This is a genomic window from Microbacterium sp. 05T445 (assembly GCF_056395865.1).
In genome coordinates this window covers 1,187,863-1,209,162 of the sequence record NZ_JBFTKJ010000001.1, presented here as the reverse complement: position 1 = coordinate 1,209,162, position 21,300 = coordinate 1,187,863, and the positions used below count along the sequence as shown (strand labels likewise).

Sequence of the window (21,300 nt, the reverse complement as noted above, 5' to 3'; positions counted from 1 at the left end):
TCGTTCCAGCCGATCGGATGCCCCGACCCGGCGCCCCCTCGCGGGCGCAGGGCCGGGGCATCCGTGGTTCTAGGCGAGGCCGTGCCGGTGGGCGTAGACGACAGCGGCGACGCGGTCGCGGGCCCCGAGCTTCTGCAGCACGTTCGACACGTGCGTCTTCACGGTGGCCTCGCCGATGTACAGGCGCTGCGCGATCTCGGCGTTGCTCATCGCCTGGGCGACCAGCTGCAGCACCTCGGCCTCGCGCTCGGTGAGGTCGACCACCGGCTGCCCGCCCGTGACGACCCGCGCCGCGGTGGCGCCGACCGTGGCCGCGGGGGCGGTGACCGGGGCCTCCGCGAACCGCGCGATCACCCGGCGGGTCACCTCCGGGGCGAGCAGCGCGTCGCCGACCGCGGCCACCCGCACAGCGGCGATGAGCTCCTCGGGCCCCGCGTTCTTCAGCAGGAAGCCGCTGGCTCCGGCGGCGAGCGCGTCGAACAGGTAGTCGTCGCGGTCGAACGTCGTCACCACCACGACCGCCGCGTCCACGTCGGGGTCGGCGACGATCAGCCGAGTGGCGTCGAGGCCGTCCATGTCGGGCATCTGCACGTCCATGCAGATCACGTCCGGACCGAGAGCGGATGCCGCGGCCACCGCCTCCACGCCGGTCGACGCCTCGCCGACGACGACGATGTCGCCGGCGGACTCGAGGATCATCCGGAAACCCGCCCGCATCACGGCGTGGTCGTCGACGAGCAGCACGCGGATCGGCCCGCTCATGCGCCGACCTCCACGCGTGCGGCCAGCGGCACGCGCAGGCGCACCAGGAACCCGCCCCGCCCGCGCGGTCCGGCCTCGAGCTCTCCGCCCGAGGCGACCGCCCGTTCGCGCATGCCGACGAGGCCGAGCCCCGGACGCATCGGCGCGGTGACGGCGCGGCCGGTGTTGACGACCTCCAGCTCTAGGGAGTCCGGCGCGTAGCGCAGACGGACGTCGGCGGCGGCATCCGGTCCGCCGTGGCGGCGCGCGTTCGTGAGCGACTCCTGCGCGACGCGGTAGACGTTCACCTGCACGAGCTCGGGCAGCTCCACCGGGTCGCCGACGACCGTCAGCGTCGTGGGCAGGCCGTTGTCGTTGGCGTGGGCGACGAGGTCGGACAGGCCCGACAGATGCACCGTCGACCCGCCCTCGCCGTCGCCGGCGGGGGTGCGCAGGGTCTCCAGCAGCTGCCGGAGCTCGACCAGGGCTGAGCGGGCGGATGCCTCCACTCCGAGCATCGCCGAGCGAGCCGCCTCCGGGTCGCGCTCGAGCACGGCGCGCGCGGCGCCGGCCTGCACCCCCATCGCCGAGACGTGATGGGCGACCACGTCGTGCAGCTCCCGCGCGATGCGCACGCGGTCCAGCGCCACCGCCTGGGCGGCGGTCACCTCGCGTTCGCGTTCGAGCTCGCGGGTGCGCTCCTCGAGAGCCGCGCGCGAGAGCGCGGCGGAGTAGGCGCGGTCGCCCATGTAGTACGCGCCGCCGAAGAAGGCCGCGTTGATGAGGAGCTGGATGAGCATCATCGCGGCGAACGGCGAGAACAGGCCGGCCTTGGAGAGGCCGTCGTCCGACGGGTCGATCGCGGCCTGGAACATCGTGATCAGCAGCCACACGAACATCGCGACGACCACGCCCACGCGCACCCACATCGCGCGGCGACGGTCGTCGACCCACGCCCCGACGGTGTACATCGCGATGAACATCGAGATGTTCGTCACGTACAGATCCGGGATGCGCAGTGTCACGCCCACGAAGAACACGATCGCGACGACGACCACCACGATCTCGGGGAAGCGGCGCCGCACCGCCAGCGGAGCGGTGAGCCCGAAGCTGTACAGCAGCGCCCACTGCATGCCCGCGGTGGCGTCGGCGCCGTAGACGCCGGCGACCGAGCCGAGTGCGGTGCTCAGCACGGCCGCGACGAACAGCCCGGCGGCGAGCCAGATGTCGTTGCGCAGGTCGCGCGAGTCCGCGGGCGGGCGCAGGACCGGGTGCGCGGAAGGGAGGTCGGACATGCTTCCACGGTACGGACAACGAGGGGGCGCGGCATCCGTCTCACGGGGGAGGAGATCGCGAGTTGCTTGCTATTGACAAGCAGACTTGTTTTTTGCAACCATTGCACCACCAGGCAGTCAGGAACCCAGAGGAGCAAGGCAATGACGCACATCTTCGTCAACATCCCGACGAACGACCTCGAGCGTTCGAAGGCGTACTACACCGCCCTCGGGTGCGAACTCAATCCGCTCTTCACCGACGACAACGCGGCGTGCATCGTGTGGGACGAGAACGTCTTCTTCATGGTGCTCACGAAGGAGTACTTCTCGACGTTCACCGACAAGGAGTTCGCCGACCCGAAGACGTACGCGCAGGTGCTGCTGTCGATCAGCCGCGAGTCCCGCGAAGCGGTCGACCACACCGTCGAGGCCGGCGTCGCCAACGGCGGCACCGCGCCGGGCGACCCGCAGGACTTCGGCTTCATGTACAGCCGCGACCTCATCGACCCCGACGGGAACGGCATCCAGTTCATGTACATGGATCCCGAGGCCGCCGCCAAGGGGCCCGAGGCCTACATGGCGGAGCAGGCGCAGGCGTAAGTGGCGTCCCGCAGCTACGGGCAGTACTGCGGGGTCACGACGGCCGTCGAGCTGATCGGGGAACGGTGGGCGCTGCTCATCGTCCGCGATCTGCTCGTCGGGCCTCGCCGTTACACCGACCTCAAGCAGGGGCTGCCCAAGATCCCCACCAACATCCTCTCCACGCGGCTGAAGGAGCTGCAGGAGGGCGGTGTGGTGCGCCGCGTCCCGTTGCTGCACTGCGGGCTCGTCTACGAGCTGACGCCGTACGGGCGCGGGCTCGAGCCGATCGTGCTGGCACTCGGCCGATGGGGATTCGCGCAGATGGGTGACCCGCAGCCCGACGACGTCGTGACGGCGGACTCGCTCACGATGGCGCTGCGCACGGCGTACCGAGCGGATGCCGCAACCCTCCCGCCCGCCGACTACGAGGTGCACGTCGGCGACGTCGTGCTGCGCGTGCAGGTCGACGAGGCGGGCCTGCGCATCGCCCAGATCGCGCCGGCCGGGCGCCCCATCGACCCGAGACTCGGGACGCAGGCGTCCACCGACGGGACGCCGGATCTGGTCTTCGCGGCGGGTCCCGGCATCCGTCGCCTCATCTCGGGCGAGCTGACACCGGCCGACGCGATCGACCAGGAGGTGCTCGCGGTGGTCGCGGGCGACGCGACCCTCCTCGAGAGGTTCGCCCAGACGTTCCACATCGACCCGGGGCTCGTGCTCGTCGCGTGAGCAGGCCCCCGTTGGGAAGGAGTCGACCATGACCGGTCGCATCTTCATCGATCTGTTCACCACGCTCGACGGCGTCGCGCAGGCGCCCGGCGGCCGCGAGGAGGACCCGTCGCACGGGTTCGCGTACGGCGGCTGGCAGGCGCCGTTCCCCGACGAGACCATCGGGAAGTCGGTCTGGCAGGGCATCTCCGAGCTCGACGCCCTGCTGCTCGGTCGCCGCACCTACGACATCTTCGCCGCGTACTGGCCGCGGCACGCGGGCTCCGACAGCAAGATCGCCGACGTCTTCAACGAGGTGCCGAAGTACGTCGCCTCCCGCGGCACGCCGGCGCTCGACTGGGCGGGCACCACGCAGCTGGGTCCCGACACGGCCGCGGAGGTCGCCGCCCTGCGCGAACGCCACGAGCACATCCACGTCATCGGCAGCGTCGACTTCGTGCAGACGCTGCTGAAGGAGAAGCTCTTCGACGTGCTGACGCTGTGGGTGCACCCGGTCGTGCTCGGCCGGGGGAAGAAGGTGTTCCCCGACGGCGCCGATCCGGCGAACTATCGGCTGCTCGAACCCGCCGTGGTCGGTCCTCTCGGCGTGGTGCAGCTGCGTTACGCCCCCGCCGCGGGCCTGCCTGAGACGGGTGACGTCGGCGACTAGTCCGTGGTGACCGCGGTGGGCGAGGTCGCGTGGACGGTGACCGTGGTGGCGCGCCCCTCGCGACCGGTCGCCGCGTCGACGTAGCGGATTCCGATCACGTGGTCACCCGGTGCGAGGTCGTACACCACACGCCGCAACGGGTGGCCGAGCAGCGTGTGCAGGTTGCCTGTCCAGACCCCGTCCACCGACACGGCGACGCTCCGGTGCGGCAGCCCGTCGATCAGCAGGAACAGGTCGTCGGCGATGCCGTCCGCGTCGGCGTCGGCGAGCGGCACGTCGAAGGTCCCGTCGTCGCCGGTCACCGAGGGCACCGGGAAGGTGAAGGGGCCGACCGCCGTGCTCGGCGTGGACGGGCGCTCGTCCGGCGCGGTCTGCACGGCGTGCACGCTCATGCCGTCGTGGAGCGCGTCGCCCGGGATCACGGCCACGAACCGGCCGTCAGCGCCCACCGTCGCTGTGGCGATCACGGTGCCGGTCTCGTCGAGGAGCGTGACGCTCGCGCCGGCGACACCGCTCCCGGTCAGTGGTGCGGGTACGGGCTCGTCGAGGTGGTCGGGTGCATCGAGCAGGGGAGCCGCGGTCTGCGCGGGAGGCGTCGGAGTCGGCGTGGGGGTCGGCACGGGAGCCGGAGCGGGCGCAGGCGCGGGTGAGGGCTGCGGCGCCGGCGCGGGGCGCGGGGCGGGTGCCGGCACGACCTGGGGGGTCTCGGGCACAGGCGCGTCGGCAGGTTCGATGACCGGCGGCGCGGGCGGCGCCGCGACGTCGTCGTCGGCATCCGTCTCCACCGGCGCGATCACGGCCGCGACGGGCTCTTCCACGGGGGCGTTCCAGGGGGCGATCGCCATGACCACCGCGGCGATCGCGACGGCAGCGGCCACGCCGATGCCCACCGCGATGCCCGCGACCGGGTTGGCAGTGGTGSCGGCGCCCCCCGCGCCGSCACCCCCGCCTGAGGCGTCCCCAGACGCCGTTCCCCCGGAGCCGGATGCCCCGCCACCCCCGGTGGGCGATCCGGCCACCACCGATGCCACGGCCGGAGTGGCATCAGCGGTGTAGGCGAGGGCCCCAGCCCCGCCGAGTACAAGAGGCAGCAGCACCACACGGAGCTTCTGCGACACGTGTTCGATGTCGGCCGCGACGATGCGGCACGCCTGGCACTCGCGCAGATGCGCGTCGAGGCGGCGCCGGTCGCCGCGGCGCACCGGCTTCTTCTCGCTCGCGACGAGCAGTTCGCACACCCAGCGGCACTCGGCCGGCCGGGCCGGGTCGCTGATGTGTGCCTGCAGCCACGCCTGCTTGAACCCCTCGCGGGCGCGATACGCGAGCGCCGAGACGGCGTTGGCGCTCATGCCCAGCAGCGGCGCGACCTCGCGCGGCTTCATGCCCTCGACCTCGATGTACCACAGCAGCGTCCGCCAGCGGGCGGGCAGCTCCCGGAACGCCTGGGCGAGCACGGAGCGGTCGGCCACCAGCTCGGCGAACTCGGCCGCGGAATCCGCCGCCCGCTCGTCGAGGTCGTCCAGCGGCACCTCGGACGTGCGCCGGCCCCACGACGCCGCGGCGTTGCGCACGGTCGCGAACAAGTAGGGGCGGAAGCCGTCCTGCGGACCGCCGCCCTTGCGGATCGCAGAGAGGATCGACGTGAACGCCTCCGAGACCAGGTCGTCGGGATCCGCCTGCGGACTCACGGCCCGCGCCGCGCTGCGTGCGCTGCCGACATGGCGTTCCCACAGCACCGCGTACGCGGCGTCGTCGCCCGCGCGCGTGGCGATGACGAGGTCTTCGTCGGATCGCTCCTGCAGCGGGCCGTCGGCGACGGCACGGTGGGGGGTGGTCACGATAACTCCTGGCCGGTTGGCGCAAATCGGGGGGTCGGCCGGCGACGGCGGGTTCGCGCCAGGCTAACGAGGCGTGCTGGGAAACCTCTGGTGAGCAGAGGGAATCAGCACGTGAAACGGGGGGTCTCACAGTGCAAGACGTCCCCGGAGCGAAAACGTGACGCGGGGAGCGGAAAAAGTTCAGAAAAGTTCGACCCGGCCGCCGGGAGGGTCGTCGTGCGTCAGAAGATCATCGGGCGATCGTCGTCGTCGGGACCCTCGAGATCGAGGTCGACGACGACGGGCACGTGGTCGCTGGGCGCCTCGCCCTTGCGCTCGTTGCGGTGGATCGTCGCCCCTGTGACGGCGTCGGCCACCGCGTGGGAGCCGAGGATGAAGTCGATGCGCATGCCCTCGTTGCGGGGGAAGCGCAGCTGCTTGTAGTCCCAGTACGTGAACCCGGTCGGCACGAGCGGACGCACGACATCCTGAAGGCCGGCGGCCTCCAGCGCCGCGAACGCCTCGCGCTCTGGCGGCGAGACGTGGGTCGCGAACCCCTGGACGACCGTCGGGTCGCCGTTGTCGGCATCCGTCGGGGCGATGTTGAAGTCGCCGACCAGCGCCAGCGGCAGGTCGGGATTCGCCGCGAGCGCGTTCGAGGTGTACTCGGTGAGCGCCGACAGCCAGTCGAGCTTGTAGAAGTAGTGCGGGTCTCCCAGCGAGCGGCCGTTGGGGACGTAGAGGCTCCACACCTCGACGCCGCCGATCGTCGCGCCCATCGCGCGGGCCTCCTGCGGGGCATCCGGCCCGTTGTGGCCCTTCGCGAATCCCGGCATGTCGGGGAAGGCGGTGCGCACGTCTTTCATCGGCTCACGGCTGGCGATCGCGACGCCGTTCCACTGCGAGAAGCCGTACGCCTCGACGTGGAAGCCGGCCTCCTCGAAGCGGTCGAACGGGAACTGCTCGGTCTTGCACTTGATCTCCTGCATCGCGAGCACGTCGATGTGCTCTCGCACCGCGAAGTCGACGATGCGGTCGACCCGCGCGCGGATCGAGTTGACGTTCCAGGTGGCCAAGCGCATGGATCCAGCCTAGGCGGGGCGGCCGACGTCAGACGGACCGGGGCAGGCGGCATCCGTAGAATCGACGGCATGACCGCCGCCTCCACGCCCGAGCTCGAAGCCGACCGCCAGCGCCTGATCGGCCTCATCCAGGACGAGGCGGTGTTCCACGGCGACTTCACGCTGTCCAGCGGCAAGAAGGCGACGTACTACGTCGACATGCGCAAGCTCACGCTCGACCACCGCGCCGCCCCCGCCATCGGGCGCATCATGCTCGATCTCATCCGCGACGTCGACGGCATCGTCGCCGTCGGCGGCCTGACGCTCGGCGCCGACCCCATCGCCAACGCCGTCATGCACGAGTCGGCGCGCACCGACACCCCGCTGGACGCGTTCGTCGTGCGCAAGGAGCCCAAGGACCACGGCCGCGGCCGCCAGGTCGAGGGAGCGGATGTCGCGGGCAAGCGCGTCGTCGTCGTCGAGGACACCTCGACCACCGGCCAGTCGGCCCTCAAAGCCGTCGAAGCGCTGCGCCGTGAGGGCGCCGAGCCCGTCGCCGTCGCCGTGATCGTCGACCGCAAGACCGGCGCCCAGGCGGCCGTCGAGGCGGAGGGGCTGCAGTGGCTCGCCGCGATCGACCTCGACGATCTGGGCCTTCAGCCGCAGTAGTCCTGCGAGGCGTGTCACACGCCGGCCGCGGCCGGTGTCTCCATGTGCGAAGGACCTTTCCACGACATGGAGGAAGACATGACCAGCACCACTCGCATCCCTGCGGCGGAGATCACCGGACTGAAGGGCGCGGCCATCAAGGCGGTCGCCCGGAAGATGGCAGGCAAGGTGCCGGACTCCCTCGGCGTGCTGTGGCACCACCAGGGCGTCATGAAGGACTCGATGAGCATCGGGCGCAAGACCGAAGGCTGGCACGAGCTCGACCCGAACCTCGCGTCGTACGCCGTGATGGCCGCCGCCGCGACGATCGGCTGCAGCTTCTGCCTGGACTACAACTACTTCATGGCGCACAACCACGGCCTCGACGAGGCCAAGGTGCGGCAGGTTCCACGCTGGCGGGACGCGACGGTGTTCACCCCGCTGGAGCGCCGCGTCATGGAGTACGCCGAAGCGGCCAGTCAGACCCCGCCCGCCGTCACCGACGAGCTCTCCGACGCCCTGCTGGCCGAGCTGGGCGCCGCCGGGCTGGTCGAGCTCGCCGCCCGCGTCGCGTTCATGAACATGTCGGCGCGCATGAACGTCGCCCTCGGCATCCACTCCGAGGAGTTCGCCGACGCGTGCGGACTCGCTCCGCTGGCCGAGCGGCCCGTCGTCGTCGCCTCCGCGTAGGCTCCCGGCCATGAGCATCGCCGACGTCGACGACCCGTTCGTCGCGCACCGGAGCCTCCTGTTCACCGTCGCGTACGAGATGCTCGGCTCGGCCGCCGACGCCGAGGACGTGCTGCAGGAGTCGTGGCTGCGCTGGGCGGCGGTCGACCGGGCCACGGTGCAGGAGCCGCGCGCGTATCTCGTGCGGATCGTGACGCGTCAGGCGCTCAACCACCTGCGCACGGTGTCGCGGAGGCGGGAGGACTACGTCGGCGAGTGGCTCCCCGAGCCGCTGCTCACGAGCCCCGACGTGGCGGAGGACGTCGAGCTCGCCGAGAGCCTCTCGATCGCGATGCTCACGGTGCTCGAGACGCTCGGCCCCGCCGAGCGGGCGGTGTTCGTGCTGCGCGAGGTGTTCGACGTGCCGTACGACGAGATCGCGGATGCCGTGGGCAAGACGCCCGCGGCGGTCCGACAGATCGCGCACCGCGCCAAGCACCACGTCGCCGCGCGGCGACCGCGCGTGCGGGTCGGGCCCACGGAGCACGAGGAGGTCGTGGAACGCCTCGTCGCCGCGCTCAACAGCGGCGACCTGCAGGGCCTCATGGATGTGCTCGCGCCCGACGTCGTGTCGGTCGCCGACGGCGGCGGCAAGGTCCGCGGCGCGGCACGACGCCCGATCGTGGGAGCAGAGCGTCTCGCCCGCTACCTCGTGGGCGGCATGGCGAAGGTCGAGGGCACCCTCCTGGCCGCGCCGACGTGGGTCAACGGGCAGCCGGGCATCCGCATGGAGCTCGACGGCGTCCTGGTGGGCGTGGTGAGCCTGACCGTCGAGGACGGCCGCGTCACGCAGGTGTACTCGATCGCCAACCCCGACAAGCTCGGCCGCGTGGACGCGGAGGCGCTGATCGCCCGCTGAACGCCGGACGCTGCGCGCGCCGCGTCAGTCCTTCTTGCCGCGGTTGCGCCACCACTGCCAGATGATGACCGTCAGCGTGCCCAGCGTGATGAGGGCGGCGGTCAGCAGGAGCAGCGTCTGCTCGGTGTCGGAGATCACGGGCGCTTCCCTTCGTCGGCGTCGGCCACCAGCTTCGCGATGCGTGCCGCGCGGGTCTCTGGCCGGCGCGCGCTGTCGACCCCGGTGATGCCGAGCTTGCGGCTCGACGGCGGGAAGGCGTCCCACGCGGCGCGGGCGGCGGGCGAGGCATCCAGCGCCGCGGCGAGGTCATCGGGCTCGCGCAGCGCCTCGGCGTTGTCGAGCACGGTCCAGCTGCCGTTGCCCTTGGCGATCTCGATCGCGCGGCGCCCGGCATCCGTCATCTCGCCGGACGCCTCCAGGCGCTCGACCCGCGCCTTGTTCGTCGCCGCCCACCCGCTCGAGGCGCGTCGCGGCGCGAACCAGAGCCCGCCGCGCTCATCGTCGAACGAGCGCACCGGGCCGTCGATCCAGCCGAAGCACAGCGCCTGCAGGATCGCGTCCTCGTACTCGACGAACACGAGCCCCGATCCGGGCCGCGCCCGCACCAGCCATGCCCCCTTCGAGGTGCGATGGTTCGCGTCGAGCCACGTGCGCCAGGCCGCGGCATCCGTCGCCTCCACCTTCTCGCCGTCATCGAGAGCACCCATGCGGCGACCCTATCGGGCGGCGCCGACCTCGTGCACGACGGCGGCGAGCACGTCCACCGCCTCCTCGACGAGCGGGTCGGCGAGGTCGCCGTAGCCGAGCACGAGGCGCTCGGGCGCGGGCGCGTCGGCCGAGACGCGGTACCGCAGGATGTCGGTGAGGCCGAGGTCGCGCGGCTCCGCGAGGCGCACGACGTCGGCCGCCCGCACCCCCTCGGGCAGGTCGAGCACGACGTGCAGGCCCGCGGCCATCCCCGAGACGCGGCACTCCGGCAGTGCCCGCGCGAGCGCCGCCAGCAGCGCCTCGCGCCGGCGCCGGTAGCGCGTGCGCGCCCCGCGCAGGTGCCGGTCCAGGCCGCCGCTGGTGAGGAAGCGCGCGAGCGCCAGCTGGTCGAGCGTCGACGGCGCCGCGGACCCCGCGTCGCGCACCGCGCCGCGCAGCCACGGCGGCAGCACCAGCCAGCCGATGCCGAGCGCGGGCGTCGCGGTCTTGCTGAGACTCCCGGCGAGCACGACCCGGTCGGGCGCCATCGCCTGCAGCGCGCCGATCGGGCGCCGGTCGTAGCGGAACTCGGCGTCGTAGTCGTCCTCGATCACGACGCCGTCGACGGCCCTCGCCCACGCCACGAGCCCCTCGCGCCGCTCGGCCGACAGCGGCACGCCGACGGGGAACTGGTGTGCGGGCGTGACCAGCGCGGCCCGCGCGCCGGTGCGGACGGATGCCTCCCGCAGCGCCGCCACGTCGACTCCCTGCTCGTCGACCGCGACCGGGACCGCGGCGAGCCCCTCCGCCGCGGCGACCTGCCGCATGCGGTGCCAGGACGGGTCCTCGACGAGCACCGCCTGGTGGCCCAGGTCGCGCAGGGCCCCCGCGACGCGCCGCATGCCGTCGGCGGCGCCGTGCGTCACCACGACGGCATCGGCGTCCGCGCGGGCGAACCGCGACCGCGACAGGTACCCGGCCACCGCCGCCCGAGCCGCCGGCACGTCGCCGTCCCGCCGGAACAGCTCGGCATCCGGGGTCTCGGCGAGCATCTCGGTCATCGCCCGCAGCCACAGCGCGCGCGGCGCATGGCGCAGATCGGGCACGCCCGGGGCGAGATCGAGGCGCGGGCGCCGCAGTGCCGGGGCCGGATCCGGCGAGGCCCGCGGGGCTGTGACGGCGACGGATGCCGCCACCCGCGTCGCCGATCCCGTCCGGGCCTCGAGGATGCCCTCGGCCGCGAGGCGCCCGTACACCTCGGTCACCACCCACCGCGAGACGCCGAGCGAGGCTGCGAGGAGCCGGCTCGGGGGGAGCGCGGCGCCCGCGGGCAGGCGGCCGGTGGCCACGGCATCCCGCAGCGCCAGCTCGAGGCGCACATGACGGGGTCCCTCGAACGCGTCGAGGTCGAGCAGCGTGTCCCACGCGACGAGATTGGTCTGGACTTGAGCCATCGAATCGGATCGTACTCCCAGACCGTTCCCGCTCCACCATGAAGAGGCGCCCAGGAGAGCGGGGCGCCAGGAAGGGAGACCCCATGCAGTACCGCACCATCTCCGACGGCACCACGAGCTTCGAGGTCTCGGGCCTGTGCCTGGGCACCATGTTCTTCGGCACGCGCACCGACGTCGCGACGTCGCTCGAGATCCTCGACCGCTTCGCCGACGCCGGCGGCACGTTCGTCGACACGGCCAACAACTACAACGCCTGGGTCGGCGGCCACGGCCGCGACAGCGAGGACGTGCTCGGCGAGTGGATCCGCCGCCGAGGCGGCCTCGGCGACGTGCGCCTGGCCACCAAGCTCGGCGCCGCCAAGAAGGACCCCGCCCTGCCGCTGCAGAACGTCGAGCCGACGAACTTCCAGGGGCTGTCGGCCGAGGTGGTCGCGGGGGAGGCGCGCGAGAGCCTGCGCCACCTCGGCATCGAGCGGCTCGATGTGCTCTACGGGCACGTCGACGACCGCGAGACGCCCATCGCCGAGACGGTCGCCGCCTTCGGCCAGCTGCAGCGCGATGGGCTCGTCGGCATCTCGGGCATCTCGAACGTCGCCGTGTGGCGGCTCGTCGAGGCGCGCGAAGAGGCCCTCCGCCAGGGCGTGGACCCCTACGGCCTCGTGCAGCAGGGCTACAGCTACGTGTACCCGAGCCCCGGGTTCGGCCGCACCAACGACGTGTCGCCGGACCTGCTCGACTACGTCGCCGCCGTCGGGACCGAGGGGCGTGCGCCGCTCACGATCACCGCGTACTCGCCGCTGCACCAGGGCGCGTTCACCCGCGGCGACAAGCCGATGTGGGCGCCGATGCGCCACGCCTCGAACCGGGAGCGGGTGCACGTGCTGCACGACGTCGCGGCCGAGATCGGCGCCACGCCCAACCAGGTCGCGCTGGCGTGGCTGACCGGCAGCGCGGTCCCGGTGATCCCGGTGGTCGGCATCTCCAGCGTCGCCCAGCTCGACGAGGCGCTGGCCGCCGCCGACCTCGTGCTCGATGCCGAGGTGCGCGCGCGGCTGGACGCCGCCGACCTCGACACGCGGGCGCTCGCCGCGGTCTGAGCCGGACGTGAGGGGAGAGCGGATGTCGGGGGCTCCGGCATCCGCTCTCCTGCCGTCACAGCAGCTCGGGGTCCTCGGACTCGACCGGCCCGGCGTCGAGCAGATCGGCGACCGAGGTCAGCACCTCGTCGGGACGGAACGGGTAGCGGGCGATCTCGACGGCGTCGCTGATGCCTGTGAGCACCAGCACCGTGTGCAGGCCCGCCTCGATGCCGGCCACGACGTCGGTGTCCATGCGGTCGCCGATCATGCCGGTGTTCTCGGAGTGCGCGCCGATGCGGTTCAGGGCCGAGCGGAACATCATCGGGTTCGGCTTGCCGACGACGTAGGGCTCCATGCCGGTGGCCTTCGTGATCAGCGCCGAGATGGCGCCGGTGGCCGGCAGCAGGCCCTCCGTCGAGGGGCCGGTGGCGTCGGGGTTGGTCGCGATGAACCGGGCGCCGGCGCCGATGAAGCGGATGGCCTTGGTGATCGCCTCGAACGAGTAGTTGCGGGTCTCGCCGACCACGACGTAGTCGGGATCGGTCTCGGTCATGATGAAGCCGGCCTCGTGGAGGGCCGTCGTGAGGCCCGCCTCGCCGATCACGAACGCCGAGCCGCCCGGCATCTGCGACTTCAGGAAGTCGGCCGTCGCGAGTGCGGAGGTCCAGATGGACTCCTCCGGGACGATGAGCCCGGAGGCCCGCAGCCGGGCCGACAGATCCCGCGGCGTGAAGATCGAGTTGTTGGTGAGGACGAGGAACGGCGTGCCCTGATCGCGCCACTGCTGGAGCAGTTCCGACGCGCCCGGAATGGGCGTGTTCTCGTGCACCAGGACGCCGTCCATGTCGGTGAGCCAGCATTCGATGTCGGACCGCGTGCGCATGCGTCCAGACTAGGTGTCCGGCGGGCGTAGGGTCGAAGCCGTGACGTGGGACCCCCGCAGCCTTCCCGACCTCTCGGGCCGCGTGTTCCTGGTGACCGGATCGAACGCCGGGCTCGGGTATTTCGCGTCCGAGCAGCTCGTGCGCGCGGGTGCGCGCGTGATCATGTCTGCCCGCCATCCGAACCGGCTGTCGGCCGCACGCGCGGCGATCCGGCGGAGGGTTCCGGATGCCGCCCCCGACGCCACCGAGCCCCTCATCCTCGACACCTCCAACCTGGGGTCGGTCCGTTCGGCAGCCGCGAGCGTGCGCGGACGCGGAGCGCTGCACGGCGTCCTGCTCAACGCCGGCATCGTCCACGCCCCCAAGGATCGCGAGACCACGATCGAGGGGCACGAGAAGGTGTTCGCGACCAACGCACTCGGCCACTTCGCGCTCGCCGGGGAGCTGCTGACGGCGCTGGCGGAGGCATCCGGTCGCATGGTGTGGGTCGGCAGCATGTCGACCTCGCTCTCCCCCTACGACCCGGTCGATCCGCAGCTGGTCGACGGGTACTCGGCCTGGCGTGCGTACGTGCAGTCCAAGGTCGCCACCACTGCGCTCGGGTTCGAGGCCGACCGGCGGCTGCGTGCCGCAGGAGTGCCGGTGGCGAGCGTCGTCGCCCACCCGGGGTACTCCACCGGGGGCCGCACACCGGGCATCGTCGGCGTCAACGAGCCGTCGCGGGCGAAGCGGTTCGCCGACAACCTGCAGGCGTTCATGGCGCAGTCCAAGGAGCACGGCGCGTGGCCGCTGGTGCGCGCCCTCGTCGACCCCGACGTGGAGGGCGGCGAGTTCTGGGGCCCCCGCACCGGCTCGCGCGGCGAGCCGCGGCGGCAGACCGCGTCGAAGATCACGCGCGATCCCGCCGTGGCGGCGCGCCTGTGGGACGTCGCCGAGAAGGCCACCGGCGTGCGCTGGCCGTTCGAGACCGCCGCCCGCCGTCCCGCCGCCTGACGCTGTGTCGTCGGCGGATGCCGGCGGCCCCGCTGACAGACTGGGCACGGGAGGTCGCATGGCCGAGGTCGCCCCGTCGCTGTGGGCCCGCTTCGTCGCGCGGGTGCGAGAGGCGAACTGGGCCATCGACGCCAACGACGGCATCATCGCCACCGCGGGTCTGCTGCAGGGCTTCGCGGGCGCGGGCGCGGGCGACCGGCTGCTGCTGTTCACCTCGATCGCGGCGATGCTCGCCGGCGGGCTCAGCGCCGGCGGCGCGAAGTGGGCCGAGGTCGCGGCCGAGCGCGAGGCCGAGCTCGAGCTGGCCGCCGAGGAGCAGGCCGAGCTGGAGCGCGACCCGGCGGGGGAGCTGGCCGAGCTCGCGGCGCACTGGGAGTCGCGCGGGCTCGCACCCGACCTCGCACTGGAGGTCGCGCAGCAGCTTACCGCGACCGACCCGCTGGGGGCGCAGCTGGACGCCGAGCACGGGCTCGAAGAGATCACCCACCGCTCGGCGCCGTGGTGGGCGGGCCTGGAGACGGCGATCGCCTTCATGATCGGGGCGGCGATCCCGGTGCTCATCACCTTCTTCGCCCCGGTGGCCATCGAGACCTGGGCGATCATCGTCGCCGTCGTGGTCTCGCTCGCGCTCACATCGCTCGTCGCGGCGGGGGTGGGGCGCCTCTCCGCGCTGCGCATGCTGATCCGCAGCCTCGTCGTGGGCCTGGGCACGATGGCCGTCAGCTACGTCGCGGGCGTCGTGTTCTTCTGAGCCACCCGCACGACGTCGAGGTCTCCGGCGACAGGCCGGGTGACGGCATCCGCGAACCGGCGTGTCGGGCAGGACTTCCGATTCTGTGCCGCGGGACGGGTCAGGCGCTGAGCCACACCGCGTCGGCGGCGGCCGCGGGCAGCACCACGTCCGACTCGGCGATGCGCAGGGTGGCGGCATCCGTCACCGTCACGGTGGCGCCGACGGCCACGCCCGAGGCCTCGACGGCGCGCAGCAGCTCGGGGTCGCGGTCGCTGACCCGCAGCACCCGGCCGGTGTGACCCACCGGCGCCTGGCCGAGCAGGACGAAGGGCTCGCGGTGGACGTGGCCGGCGGCATCCGGGATCGCATCGCCGTGCGGGTCGAAGCGCGGGCGTCCGAGACGCTCGTCGATGCCCTCGAGGAGCCGGTCGCTGATGGCGTGCTCGAGCACCTCGGCCTCGTCGTGCACCTCGTCCCACGCGTAGCCGAACTCGCCCACGAGCCACGTCTCGATGAGACGGTGGCGGCGGATGATGGCCGCCGCCCGGCGCTCGCCCTCGTCCGACAGCGCGATCGGGCCGTAGGGGCGGTGGGTCACCAGGCCCTGCGCGGCGAGCTTCTGCACCATCTCGGTGACGCTCGACGGTGCGAGCCCCAGCTCCGCGGCCAGCTGCGACGGCGTGATGCGCTCGTCCTGCCACTCGGTGTGGTGGTAGATCGTCTTCAGGTAGTCGTCGATCGCGGGGGAAGGCACGGCCTCCAGGCTACCCGCGGGTCATCCGCCGGTGAGGACGAGGTACAGCAGCACCCCGTTGAGCGCGATGAGGAACACGGATGCCGCCACCCCCGCGATCGTCGTCCACACCCGGTTGCGGTACGCGCCGAGCACGTCGCGGTTCGCGGTGAGCGAGACCAGGGGGATGAGCGCGAAGGGGATGCCGAACGAGAGCACCACCTGGCTCAGCACGAGCGCGCCGGTGGGGTCGAACCCGAGCGCGAGGATGATGAGCGCGGGGATCAGGGTGACCAGGCGCCGGGCCAGCAGCGGCACGCGGATGTGGAGCAGGCCGTGCATGATCTCGGCGCCCGCGTAGGCGCCCACCGACGTGCTGGCCAGGCCGCTGGCGAGCAGGCCGACGGCGAACAGCGTCGCGACGAGCGGCCCGAGCCCGGCGTACAGCGCGGCGTACGCGCCCTCGAGCGAGTCGGTGCCGGGGACCCCGGCGAGGTTCGCCGCCGCGAGCAGGAGGATGCAGAGGTTCACGGTGCCGGCGATGAGCATGGCGATCGAGACGTCCCACTTCGTCGCGCGCAGCAGGCGCGGCGTCGAGATGCCGCGCAGCTCCGCCAGCGTGGGGTCGGTCGGCGCGGAGATCCCGGCATCGGCCGGACGGGTGCCGCGCGGAACGACGCGGTCGCCGTCGGGTGCGCCGCCGGTGCGGGGCGGTGCGAACCGGTCCCGCGCGAGGGCGCTGTGCGCATAGATCGCGTGCGGCATGATCGTCGCGCCGAGGATCGAGGCCGCCAGCAGCACCGAGTCGGTGCCCTCGAAACGCGGCACGAGCCCCGCGACCACGCTCGCGCCGTCGGGCGGCGCGACGAACACGCCGAACGAGAAGCCGATCGCGATGATGACGAGCAGGCCGATCACGACGAACTCGAAGGGGCGCGCACCGCGGCGCGACTGGATCAGCAGCAGCGCGATCGAGACCGCGCCGGTGATCGCGCCGCCCCACACCAGAGGGACGCCGAACAGCAGGTTCAGTGCGACGGCGCCGCCGATGACCTCGGCGATGTCGGTGGCCATCGCGACGAGCTCGGCCTGCAGCCAGTAGGCGCGGCGCACCCACGGGTTGCGGATGCGGGCGCCGAGCGTCTCGGGCAGGCTCCGGCCGGTGACGATGCCCAGCTTGGCCGAGAGGTACTGGATGAGCCACGCCATCACGTTGCCGAGCACGACGACCCACACCAGGAGGTATCCGTAGCGTGCGCCGGCGGTCATGTTGCTCGCGACGTTGCCGGGGTCGAGGTAGGCGACGCCGGCGACGAGGGCGGGGCCGATCAGCCACGCCAGGCGCGGGAGGCTGGGCGGGCGGCGGCGCAGGCTCGCGGCAGGGGCGGGCCTGACCCCGTCGTCAGTTTTCGGCACACCGAAATCCTAGACGTTTTTCGGCGCACCGAAAAGTCCCCGGCTGCCGTCGAGGGACGCGCCGCGGCTAGCCTGGGCCGGTGACCTCACCCGACCCCGCCGCCGAGCCCGCCGAGCCGACGCTGCCGGTGGGGGTGGGGCCGTGGCCCGGCGGACCGGACGCCTGGCCCGACGATCCGCGGTACGACCGGGAGCTGCTCGCGCACGGGGACGCCCGCAACGTCGTCGACGCCTACCGGTACTGGACGATGGACGCCATCGTCGCCGACCTCGACACCCGCCGGCACGCGTTCCACGTCGCGATCGAGAACTGGCAGCACGACATGAACATCGGCTCGATCGTGCGCAGCGCCAACGCCTTCCTCGCCTCCGAGGTGCACATCATCGGCAAGCGCCGCTGGAACCGCCGCGGCGCCATGGTCACGGACCGCTACCAGCACGTGCGCCACCACGAGACCGTCGAGGCGTTCGTGGCGTGGGCGGATGCCGCATCCGTCCCCGTCATCGCGATCGACAACGTGGAGGGCTCGCAGCCGCTGCCCGCCGCCGACCTGCCCGAGGCGTGCGTGCTGCTGTTCGGTCAGGAGGGCCCGGGGCTGTCGCCAGAGGCGCTGGCGGCGGCATCCGGAACCATCCAGATCGAGCAGTACGGCTCGACGCGCTCCATCAACGCCAGTGCCGCGGCCGCCGTCGTCATGTACGAGTGGTGCCGACGCTGGGCGTGAGCCCGCGGACGGGCCTCAGTCGCCGGCGGTCAGCCACGCCGACCCGCGCACCCGCCAGCCGAGGGTGAGCAGGCGCGCGAGCATGTAGACGCCGAAGAACGCGACGGCGAGCCACGCGAGACCCGCCGCGCCGACGGGGTGGAGCACCGCGACCAGCACCAGCGCCGGGACGAAGGGCACCAGGTTCAGCACCCCGACGATCGCGAGGTACCGGGCGTCGCCGGCGCCGATGAGCACGCCGTCGAGCACGAACACGACGCCGCACACCGGCTGCGCCACCGCGAGCACGATGAGCGCGGGCTGCACGAGCACGGCGATGCCGGCATCCCCCGTGAACAGCAGCCCGATCACCCCCGAGAGCGCGCCGATGATCACGCCGGTGATCACCCCGAACCATGCGCCCCACGCGACGGTGCGGCCGAGCACGCGGCGCACCAGCGGGGTGTCCTCGGCGCCGAGCCCCTTGCCGATGAGGGCCTGCGCGGCGATCGCGAGGGCGTCCAGCGCGAACGCGGCGGTCGAGAAGATCGTGAACGCGACCTGCCAGCCGGCGAGCTCGACCGTGCCGAGGCCCGTCGCGACGGCGACCGTCGCCAGCAGCGCGACCCGCAGCGACACGGTGCGCAGGAACAGCCAGCCGCCCGAGCGGGCAGACCCGCGAACGCCCTCCCGCTGGGGGAGGACGGATGCCTCGTGCCGGCGCGCGAGCCGCCCCACCACGAGCGCGTAGGCGCCGACCATGCCCCACTGCGCGACGACCGTGCCCACCGCGGAACCGGCGATGCCCCACCCCAGCCCGTAGATGAACGCCCAGTTCAGCAGGGCGTTGGCGGCGAAGCCCAGGCCGGCGATCCACAGCGGCGTCACGGTGTCCTGCATGCCGCGCAGGAGCCCGGTCGCCGCGAACACCACGAGCATGGCGGGCAGGCCCCACATCGAGATGCCGAGGTAGATCTCGGCCTGCCGGGCGACCTCCGGGGTCGCGCCGAAGAGGCCGACCAGTGCCGGCGTCGCGACGTAGCCGACGACGGCGAGCACCGCGCCGAGCCCGAGCGCGAGCCACATGCCGTCGATCCCCACCGATACGGCGCGGGACGGATCCCCGGCTCCGAACCGGCGCGCGACGGCCGGCGTCGTCGAGTACGCGAGGAACACCATGAGCCCGACGATCGTCTGCAGCACCGCCGACGCGATGCCGAGTCCGGCCAGGGGCTCGACGCCGAGATGGCCGACCAGGGCCGAGTCGACGATGAGGAACAGCGGCTCGGCGATCAGTGCGCCCAGCGCCGGCACCGCGAGCCGCAGGATGTCGCGGTTCAGGGTGTCGGTGGCCACCCTCAGAGCCTAGAAGGCGCCGCCGACGCCGCGCGCCGACGTCAGCGCCGGCGAGCCGAGGCGGACGCGGCATCCGCTTCATCACAATGCGGTCACGACAGCCGATGATTCCCCCGCCGCAGGTTCTGCTCCGCCGGGACGGCTACCCTGGAACGCATGACCGACGCCCCCCGCTCCGGTCTCGCGCTGGAGGAGTTCAGCGCCGAGATCCGCCCCCAGGACGACCTGTTCCGTCACGTCAACGGCTCGTGGCTGGAGCGCACCGAGATCCCGGAGGACAAGGCGCGGTGGGGCTCGTTCCACCTGATCGCCGAGCAGGCCGAGAAGGACGTCCACGCGATCGTCGAGGAATCGCAGCAGGCCGATCCCGGCACCGAGGCGCGCAAGATCGGCGACCTCTACACGAGCTTCATGGACACCGAGAACATCGAGGCGCAGGGCGCCGCACCGCTGGCCGACACTCTCGCGCGCGTCGAGGCGATCAGCGACATCCCCGGGTTCCTGCGCACGATCGGCGAGTTCGAGCGCGACGGCATCGCGGCGCTCATCCACCTCTACATCGAGCCCGACCCGGGCAACCCGCAGCGCTACGTTCCGTTCTTCATCCAGGGCGGCCTCTCGCTGCCCGATGAGAGCTACTACCGGCTGGAGAACTTCCAGGAGACGCGCATCGCGTTCCGCACGCACGTGCACCGCATCCTCGAGCTCGCCGGCGTCGCCGAGGCCGAGGCATCCGCCGACCGCATCGTCGCGCTCGAGACGGAGCTCGCCACCCACCACTGGGACAACGTGGCCAGCCGCGACGCCGTCAAGACGTACAACCTCAAGACGTGGGACGAGGTGCAGGAGCTCGTCGGCGTCGACCTGACGCCGTGGCGCGAGGGCGCCGCCGACGGGTACGCCGAGGCGTTCGCCGAGGTCAACGTCTACCAGCCGAGCTTCTTCGAGGGCCTGGGCGCCCTGCTCGTCGAGGACCGCGTCGAGGACTGGAAGGCCTGGCTGCGCTTCGCCGTCGTGCACTCCGCCGCGCCGTTCCTGTCGGAGGAGTTCGTCGCCGAGAACTTCGGGTTCTACGGCACGCAGCTCACCGGCGTCCCGGTCAACCGCGAGCGCTGGAAGCGCGGCGTGAGCCTCACCGAGGCCGCCATGGGCGAGGCCATCGGCCGCGTCTACGTCGAGCGCCACTTCCCGCCCGCCGCGAAGGACGCGATGGACGAGCTGGTCGGCAACCTCATCGAGGCGTACCGGCAGTCGATCACCGACCTGGAGTGGATGAGCCCCGAGACCCGTGAGCGCGCGCTCGCGAAGCTCGACGCCTTCACGCCGAAGATCGGCTACCCGGTGAGCTGGAAGGACTACTCCACGCTCGAGATCGACGCGGAGGACCTCGTCGGCAACGTCCGCCGCGCGCACGTCTGGGAGCACGACCGCCAGCTCGCCAAGGTCGGCCAGCCGATCGACCGCGACGAGTGGTTCATGACACCGCAGACGGTCAACGCGTACTACAACCCGCTCATGAACGAGATCGTGTTCCCGGCGGCGATCCTGCAGTTCCCGTTCTTCGACGCCGAGCGCGACGCGGCGGCGAACTACGGCGGCATCGGCGCGGTCATCGGCCACGAGATCGGCCACGGCTTCGACGACCAGGGCAGCCGGTTCGACGGCGACGGGTCGCTGCGCGACTGGTGGACCGACGACGACCGCGCCGCCTTCGAGGAGCGCACCAAGAACCTGATCGCGCAGTACGACGCGCTCGTGCCGCAGGGCCTGGCCGACGAGAACCACGTCAACGGCGCGCTCACGATCGGCGAGAACATCGGCGACCTGGGCGGGCTCGGCATCGCGATCAAGGCCTACGCGCTGTCGCTGGACGGCGAGGAGGCCCCCGAGCTCGACGGGTTCACCGGCATCCAGCGGCTGCTGCTCAGCTGGGGACAGATCTGGCAGCAGAAGGGCCGGGATGCCGAGACCATCCGCCTGCTGACGATCGACCCGCACTCGCCCAACGAGTTCCGGTGCAACCAGATCGTCCGCAACATCGGCGCGTTCTACGACGCGTTCGACGTGACCGCGTCGGACGCTCTCTGGCTCGACGAGGACCAGCGCGTCACCATCTGGTGACGGACGGGCCGTCCGCGGCCCGCCACGCCCCGCCATCACACGTACGGGAGG

At 72.3% G+C, this 21,300-nt stretch carries 21 protein-coding genes; 11 read left to right on the top strand and 10 right to left on the bottom strand.

All coding sequences use genetic code 11. The features are described 5' to 3' along the window. Positions 1-69 precede the first annotated feature (69 nt). Positions 70-762 (bottom strand): response regulator, encoded by a 693-nt coding sequence (locus AC1DDU_RS05860; protein WP_477432037.1) that lies wholly within the window; start codon positions 760-762, stop codon positions 70-72. Then, positions 759-2,036 (bottom strand): sensor histidine kinase, encoded by a 1,278-nt coding sequence (locus AC1DDU_RS05855; RefSeq protein ID WP_477432035.1) that lies wholly within the window; start codon positions 2,034-2,036, stop codon positions 759-761. Before AC1DDU_RS05855 ends, AC1DDU_RS05860 begins: the two co-directional genes overlap by 4 nt. Before the next feature lie 141 nt (positions 2,037-2,177). Between AC1DDU_RS05855 and AC1DDU_RS05850 the strand changes: the two genes are divergently transcribed. The 3 genes from AC1DDU_RS05850 to AC1DDU_RS05840 are packed head-to-tail and all read left to right on the top strand — an operon-like array spanning position 2,178 to position 3,975. Further along, on the top strand, positions 2,178-2,615 hold the full coding sequence (locus AC1DDU_RS05850) for a VOC family protein (RefSeq protein WP_477432033.1): 438 nt from the start codon (positions 2,178-2,180) through the stop codon (positions 2,613-2,615). Further along, positions 2,616-3,326 carry a winged helix-turn-helix transcriptional regulator gene (locus tag AC1DDU_RS05845; RefSeq protein WP_477432031.1) on the top strand — a complete coding sequence of 237 codons (711 nt, stop codon included), beginning with the start codon at positions 2,616-2,618 and terminating at the stop codon, positions 3,324-3,326. Between the two features lie 28 nt (positions 3,327-3,354). Then, the gene (locus tag AC1DDU_RS05840) at positions 3,355-3,975 is read left to right on the top strand and encodes a dihydrofolate reductase family protein (RefSeq protein ID WP_477432029.1); all 621 of its coding nucleotides are present in this window, start codon (positions 3,355-3,357) and stop codon (positions 3,973-3,975) included. Here AC1DDU_RS05840 and AC1DDU_RS05835 read toward each other — a convergent pair. Together AC1DDU_RS05835 and AC1DDU_RS05830 are read right to left on the bottom strand one after the other, a co-directional pair. Continuing rightward, a complete protein-coding gene (locus AC1DDU_RS05835) occupies positions 3,972-5,813 on the bottom strand; it encodes a sigma-70 family RNA polymerase sigma factor (RefSeq protein WP_477432027.1) in 1,842 nt (613 codons plus the stop codon). The two genes, AC1DDU_RS05840 and AC1DDU_RS05835, sit on opposite strands and share 4 nt — an antisense overlap. 221 nt (positions 5,814-6,034) lie before the next feature. After that, positions 6,035-6,874, bottom strand: coding sequence for an exodeoxyribonuclease III (locus tag AC1DDU_RS05830; protein WP_477432025.1), 840 nt, complete (start codon positions 6,872-6,874; stop codon positions 6,035-6,037). 69 nt (positions 6,875-6,943) lie between these two features. Here AC1DDU_RS05830 and pyrE point away from each other — a divergent pair, with 69 nt between their 5' ends. From pyrE to AC1DDU_RS05815, 3 genes are all read left to right on the top strand, one after another. Continuing rightward, a complete protein-coding gene (gene pyrE, locus AC1DDU_RS05825; protein WP_477432023.1) occupies positions 6,944-7,522 on the top strand; it encodes an orotate phosphoribosyltransferase in 579 nt (192 codons plus the stop codon). A gap of 78 nt (positions 7,523-7,600) precedes the next feature. After that, positions 7,601-8,191, top strand: coding sequence for a carboxymuconolactone decarboxylase family protein (locus AC1DDU_RS05820; RefSeq protein WP_477432021.1), 591 nt, complete (start codon positions 7,601-7,603; stop codon positions 8,189-8,191). Positions 8,192-8,201: 10 nt separating this feature from the next. Further along, complete coding sequence (locus AC1DDU_RS05815; RefSeq protein WP_477432019.1) at positions 8,202-9,089, top strand: RNA polymerase sigma-70 factor; 888 nt, start codon at positions 8,202-8,204, stop codon at positions 9,087-9,089. A gap of 134 nt (positions 9,090-9,223) precedes the next feature. Here the strand turns inward: AC1DDU_RS05815 and AC1DDU_RS05810 are convergent, their stop codons facing one another. Continuing rightward, positions 9,224-9,796, bottom strand: coding sequence for a YdeI/OmpD-associated family protein (locus AC1DDU_RS05810; protein WP_477432018.1), 573 nt, complete (start codon positions 9,794-9,796; stop codon positions 9,224-9,226). 9 nt (positions 9,797-9,805) lie between these two features. Continuing rightward, on the bottom strand, positions 9,806-11,230 hold the full coding sequence (gene pdxR / locus AC1DDU_RS05805) for a MocR-like pyridoxine biosynthesis transcription factor PdxR (RefSeq protein ID WP_477432016.1): 1,425 nt from the start codon (positions 11,228-11,230) through the stop codon (positions 9,806-9,808). A gap of 83 nt (positions 11,231-11,313) precedes the next feature. Here pdxR and AC1DDU_RS05800 point away from each other — a divergent pair, with 83 nt between their 5' ends. After that, complete coding sequence (locus tag AC1DDU_RS05800) at positions 11,314-12,327, top strand: aldo/keto reductase (protein ID WP_477432014.1); 1,014 nt, start codon at positions 11,314-11,316, stop codon at positions 12,325-12,327. 55 nt (positions 12,328-12,382) lie between these two features. On the opposite strand, the gene AC1DDU_RS05795 is transcribed toward AC1DDU_RS05800, so the two are convergent. Then, the gene (locus AC1DDU_RS05795) at positions 12,383-13,192 is read right to left on the bottom strand and encodes an HAD-IIA family hydrolase (protein ID WP_477432012.1); all 810 of its coding nucleotides are present in this window, start codon (positions 13,190-13,192) and stop codon (positions 12,383-12,385) included. A gap of 40 nt (positions 13,193-13,232) precedes the next feature. On the opposite strand from AC1DDU_RS05795, the gene AC1DDU_RS05790 reads away from it, so the two are divergent. Both AC1DDU_RS05790 and AC1DDU_RS05785 read left to right on the top strand, forming a co-directional pair. Next, positions 13,233-14,186 carry an SDR family NAD(P)-dependent oxidoreductase gene (locus tag AC1DDU_RS05790; protein WP_477432010.1) on the top strand — a complete coding sequence of 318 codons (954 nt, stop codon included), beginning with the start codon at positions 13,233-13,235 and terminating at the stop codon, positions 14,184-14,186. A gap of 58 nt (positions 14,187-14,244) precedes the next feature. Continuing rightward, positions 14,245-14,937, top strand: a complete 693-nt coding sequence (locus AC1DDU_RS05785) for a VIT1/CCC1 transporter family protein (protein ID WP_477432008.1) — start codon at positions 14,245-14,247, stop codon at positions 14,935-14,937. A gap of 100 nt (positions 14,938-15,037) precedes the next feature. Here AC1DDU_RS05785 and AC1DDU_RS05780 read toward each other — a convergent pair whose 3' ends face one another. Both AC1DDU_RS05780 and AC1DDU_RS05775 read right to left on the bottom strand, forming a co-directional pair. Next, on the bottom strand, positions 15,038-15,673 hold the full coding sequence (locus AC1DDU_RS05780) for a metal-dependent transcriptional regulator (RefSeq protein ID WP_477432006.1): 636 nt from the start codon (positions 15,671-15,673) through the stop codon (positions 15,038-15,040). 21 nt (positions 15,674-15,694) lie between these two features. Further along, complete coding sequence (locus AC1DDU_RS05775) at positions 15,695-17,068, bottom strand: Nramp family divalent metal transporter (RefSeq protein WP_477432004.1); 1,374 nt, start codon at positions 17,066-17,068, stop codon at positions 15,695-15,697. 80 nt (positions 17,069-17,148) lie between these two features. On the opposite strand from AC1DDU_RS05775, the gene AC1DDU_RS05770 reads away from it, so the two are divergent. Continuing rightward, entirely contained in the window at positions 17,149-17,793 is a 645-nt protein-coding gene (locus tag AC1DDU_RS05770; RefSeq protein WP_477432002.1) for a TrmH family RNA methyltransferase, read from the top strand. Between the two features lie 15 nt (positions 17,794-17,808). Here AC1DDU_RS05770 and AC1DDU_RS05765 read toward each other — a convergent pair whose 3' ends face one another. Next, positions 17,809-19,128, bottom strand: a complete 1,320-nt coding sequence (locus tag AC1DDU_RS05765; RefSeq protein ID WP_477432001.1) for an MATE family efflux transporter — start codon at positions 19,126-19,128, stop codon at positions 17,809-17,811. A gap of 156 nt (positions 19,129-19,284) precedes the next feature. Here AC1DDU_RS05765 and AC1DDU_RS05760 point away from each other — a divergent pair, with 156 nt between their 5' ends. Then, positions 19,285-21,249, top strand: a complete 1,965-nt coding sequence (locus AC1DDU_RS05760; protein WP_477431999.1) for a M13 family metallopeptidase — start codon at positions 19,285-19,287, stop codon at positions 21,247-21,249. Positions 21,250-21,300: the final 51 nt, after the last annotated feature.

Coding starts and splice junctions, on each gene's coding strand:
- AC1DDU_RS05855 (WP_477432035.1), bottom strand. CDS start 2,036: ATGTCCGACCTCCCTTCCGCGCACCCGGTCCTGCGCCCGCCCGCGGAC.
- AC1DDU_RS05840 (WP_477432029.1), top strand. CDS start 3,355: ATGACCGGTCGCATCTTCATCGATCTGTTCACCACGCTCGACGGCGTC.
- AC1DDU_RS05795 (WP_477432012.1), bottom strand. CDS start 13,192: ATGCGCACGCGGTCCGACATCGAATGCTGGCTCACCGACATGGACGGC.
- AC1DDU_RS05810 (WP_477432018.1), bottom strand. CDS start 9,796: ATGGGTGCTCTCGATGACGGCGAGAAGGTGGAGGCGACGGATGCCGCG.
- AC1DDU_RS05760 (WP_477431999.1), top strand. CDS start 19,285: ATGACCGACGCCCCCCGCTCCGGTCTCGCGCTGGAGGAGTTCAGCGCC.
- AC1DDU_RS05785 (WP_477432008.1), top strand. CDS start 14,245: ATGGCCGAGGTCGCCCCGTCGCTGTGGGCCCGCTTCGTCGCGCGGGTG.
- pyrE (WP_477432023.1), top strand. CDS start 6,944: ATGACCGCCGCCTCCACGCCCGAGCTCGAAGCCGACCGCCAGCGCCTG.
- AC1DDU_RS05815 (WP_477432019.1), top strand. CDS start 8,202: ATGAGCATCGCCGACGTCGACGACCCGTTCGTCGCGCACCGGAGCCTC.
- AC1DDU_RS05850 (WP_477432033.1), top strand. CDS start 2,178: ATGACGCACATCTTCGTCAACATCCCGACGAACGACCTCGAGCGTTCG.
- AC1DDU_RS05820 (WP_477432021.1), top strand. CDS start 7,601: ATGACCAGCACCACTCGCATCCCTGCGGCGGAGATCACCGGACTGAAG.
- AC1DDU_RS05860 (WP_477432037.1), bottom strand. CDS start 762: ATGAGCGGGCCGATCCGCGTGCTGCTCGTCGACGACCACGCCGTGATG.
- pdxR (WP_477432016.1), bottom strand. CDS start 11,230: ATGGCTCAAGTCCAGACCAATCTCGTCGCGTGGGACACGCTGCTCGAC.
- AC1DDU_RS05830 (WP_477432025.1), bottom strand. CDS start 6,874: ATGCGCTTGGCCACCTGGAACGTCAACTCGATCCGCGCGCGGGTCGAC.
- AC1DDU_RS05800 (WP_477432014.1), top strand. CDS start 11,314: ATGCAGTACCGCACCATCTCCGACGGCACCACGAGCTTCGAGGTCTCG.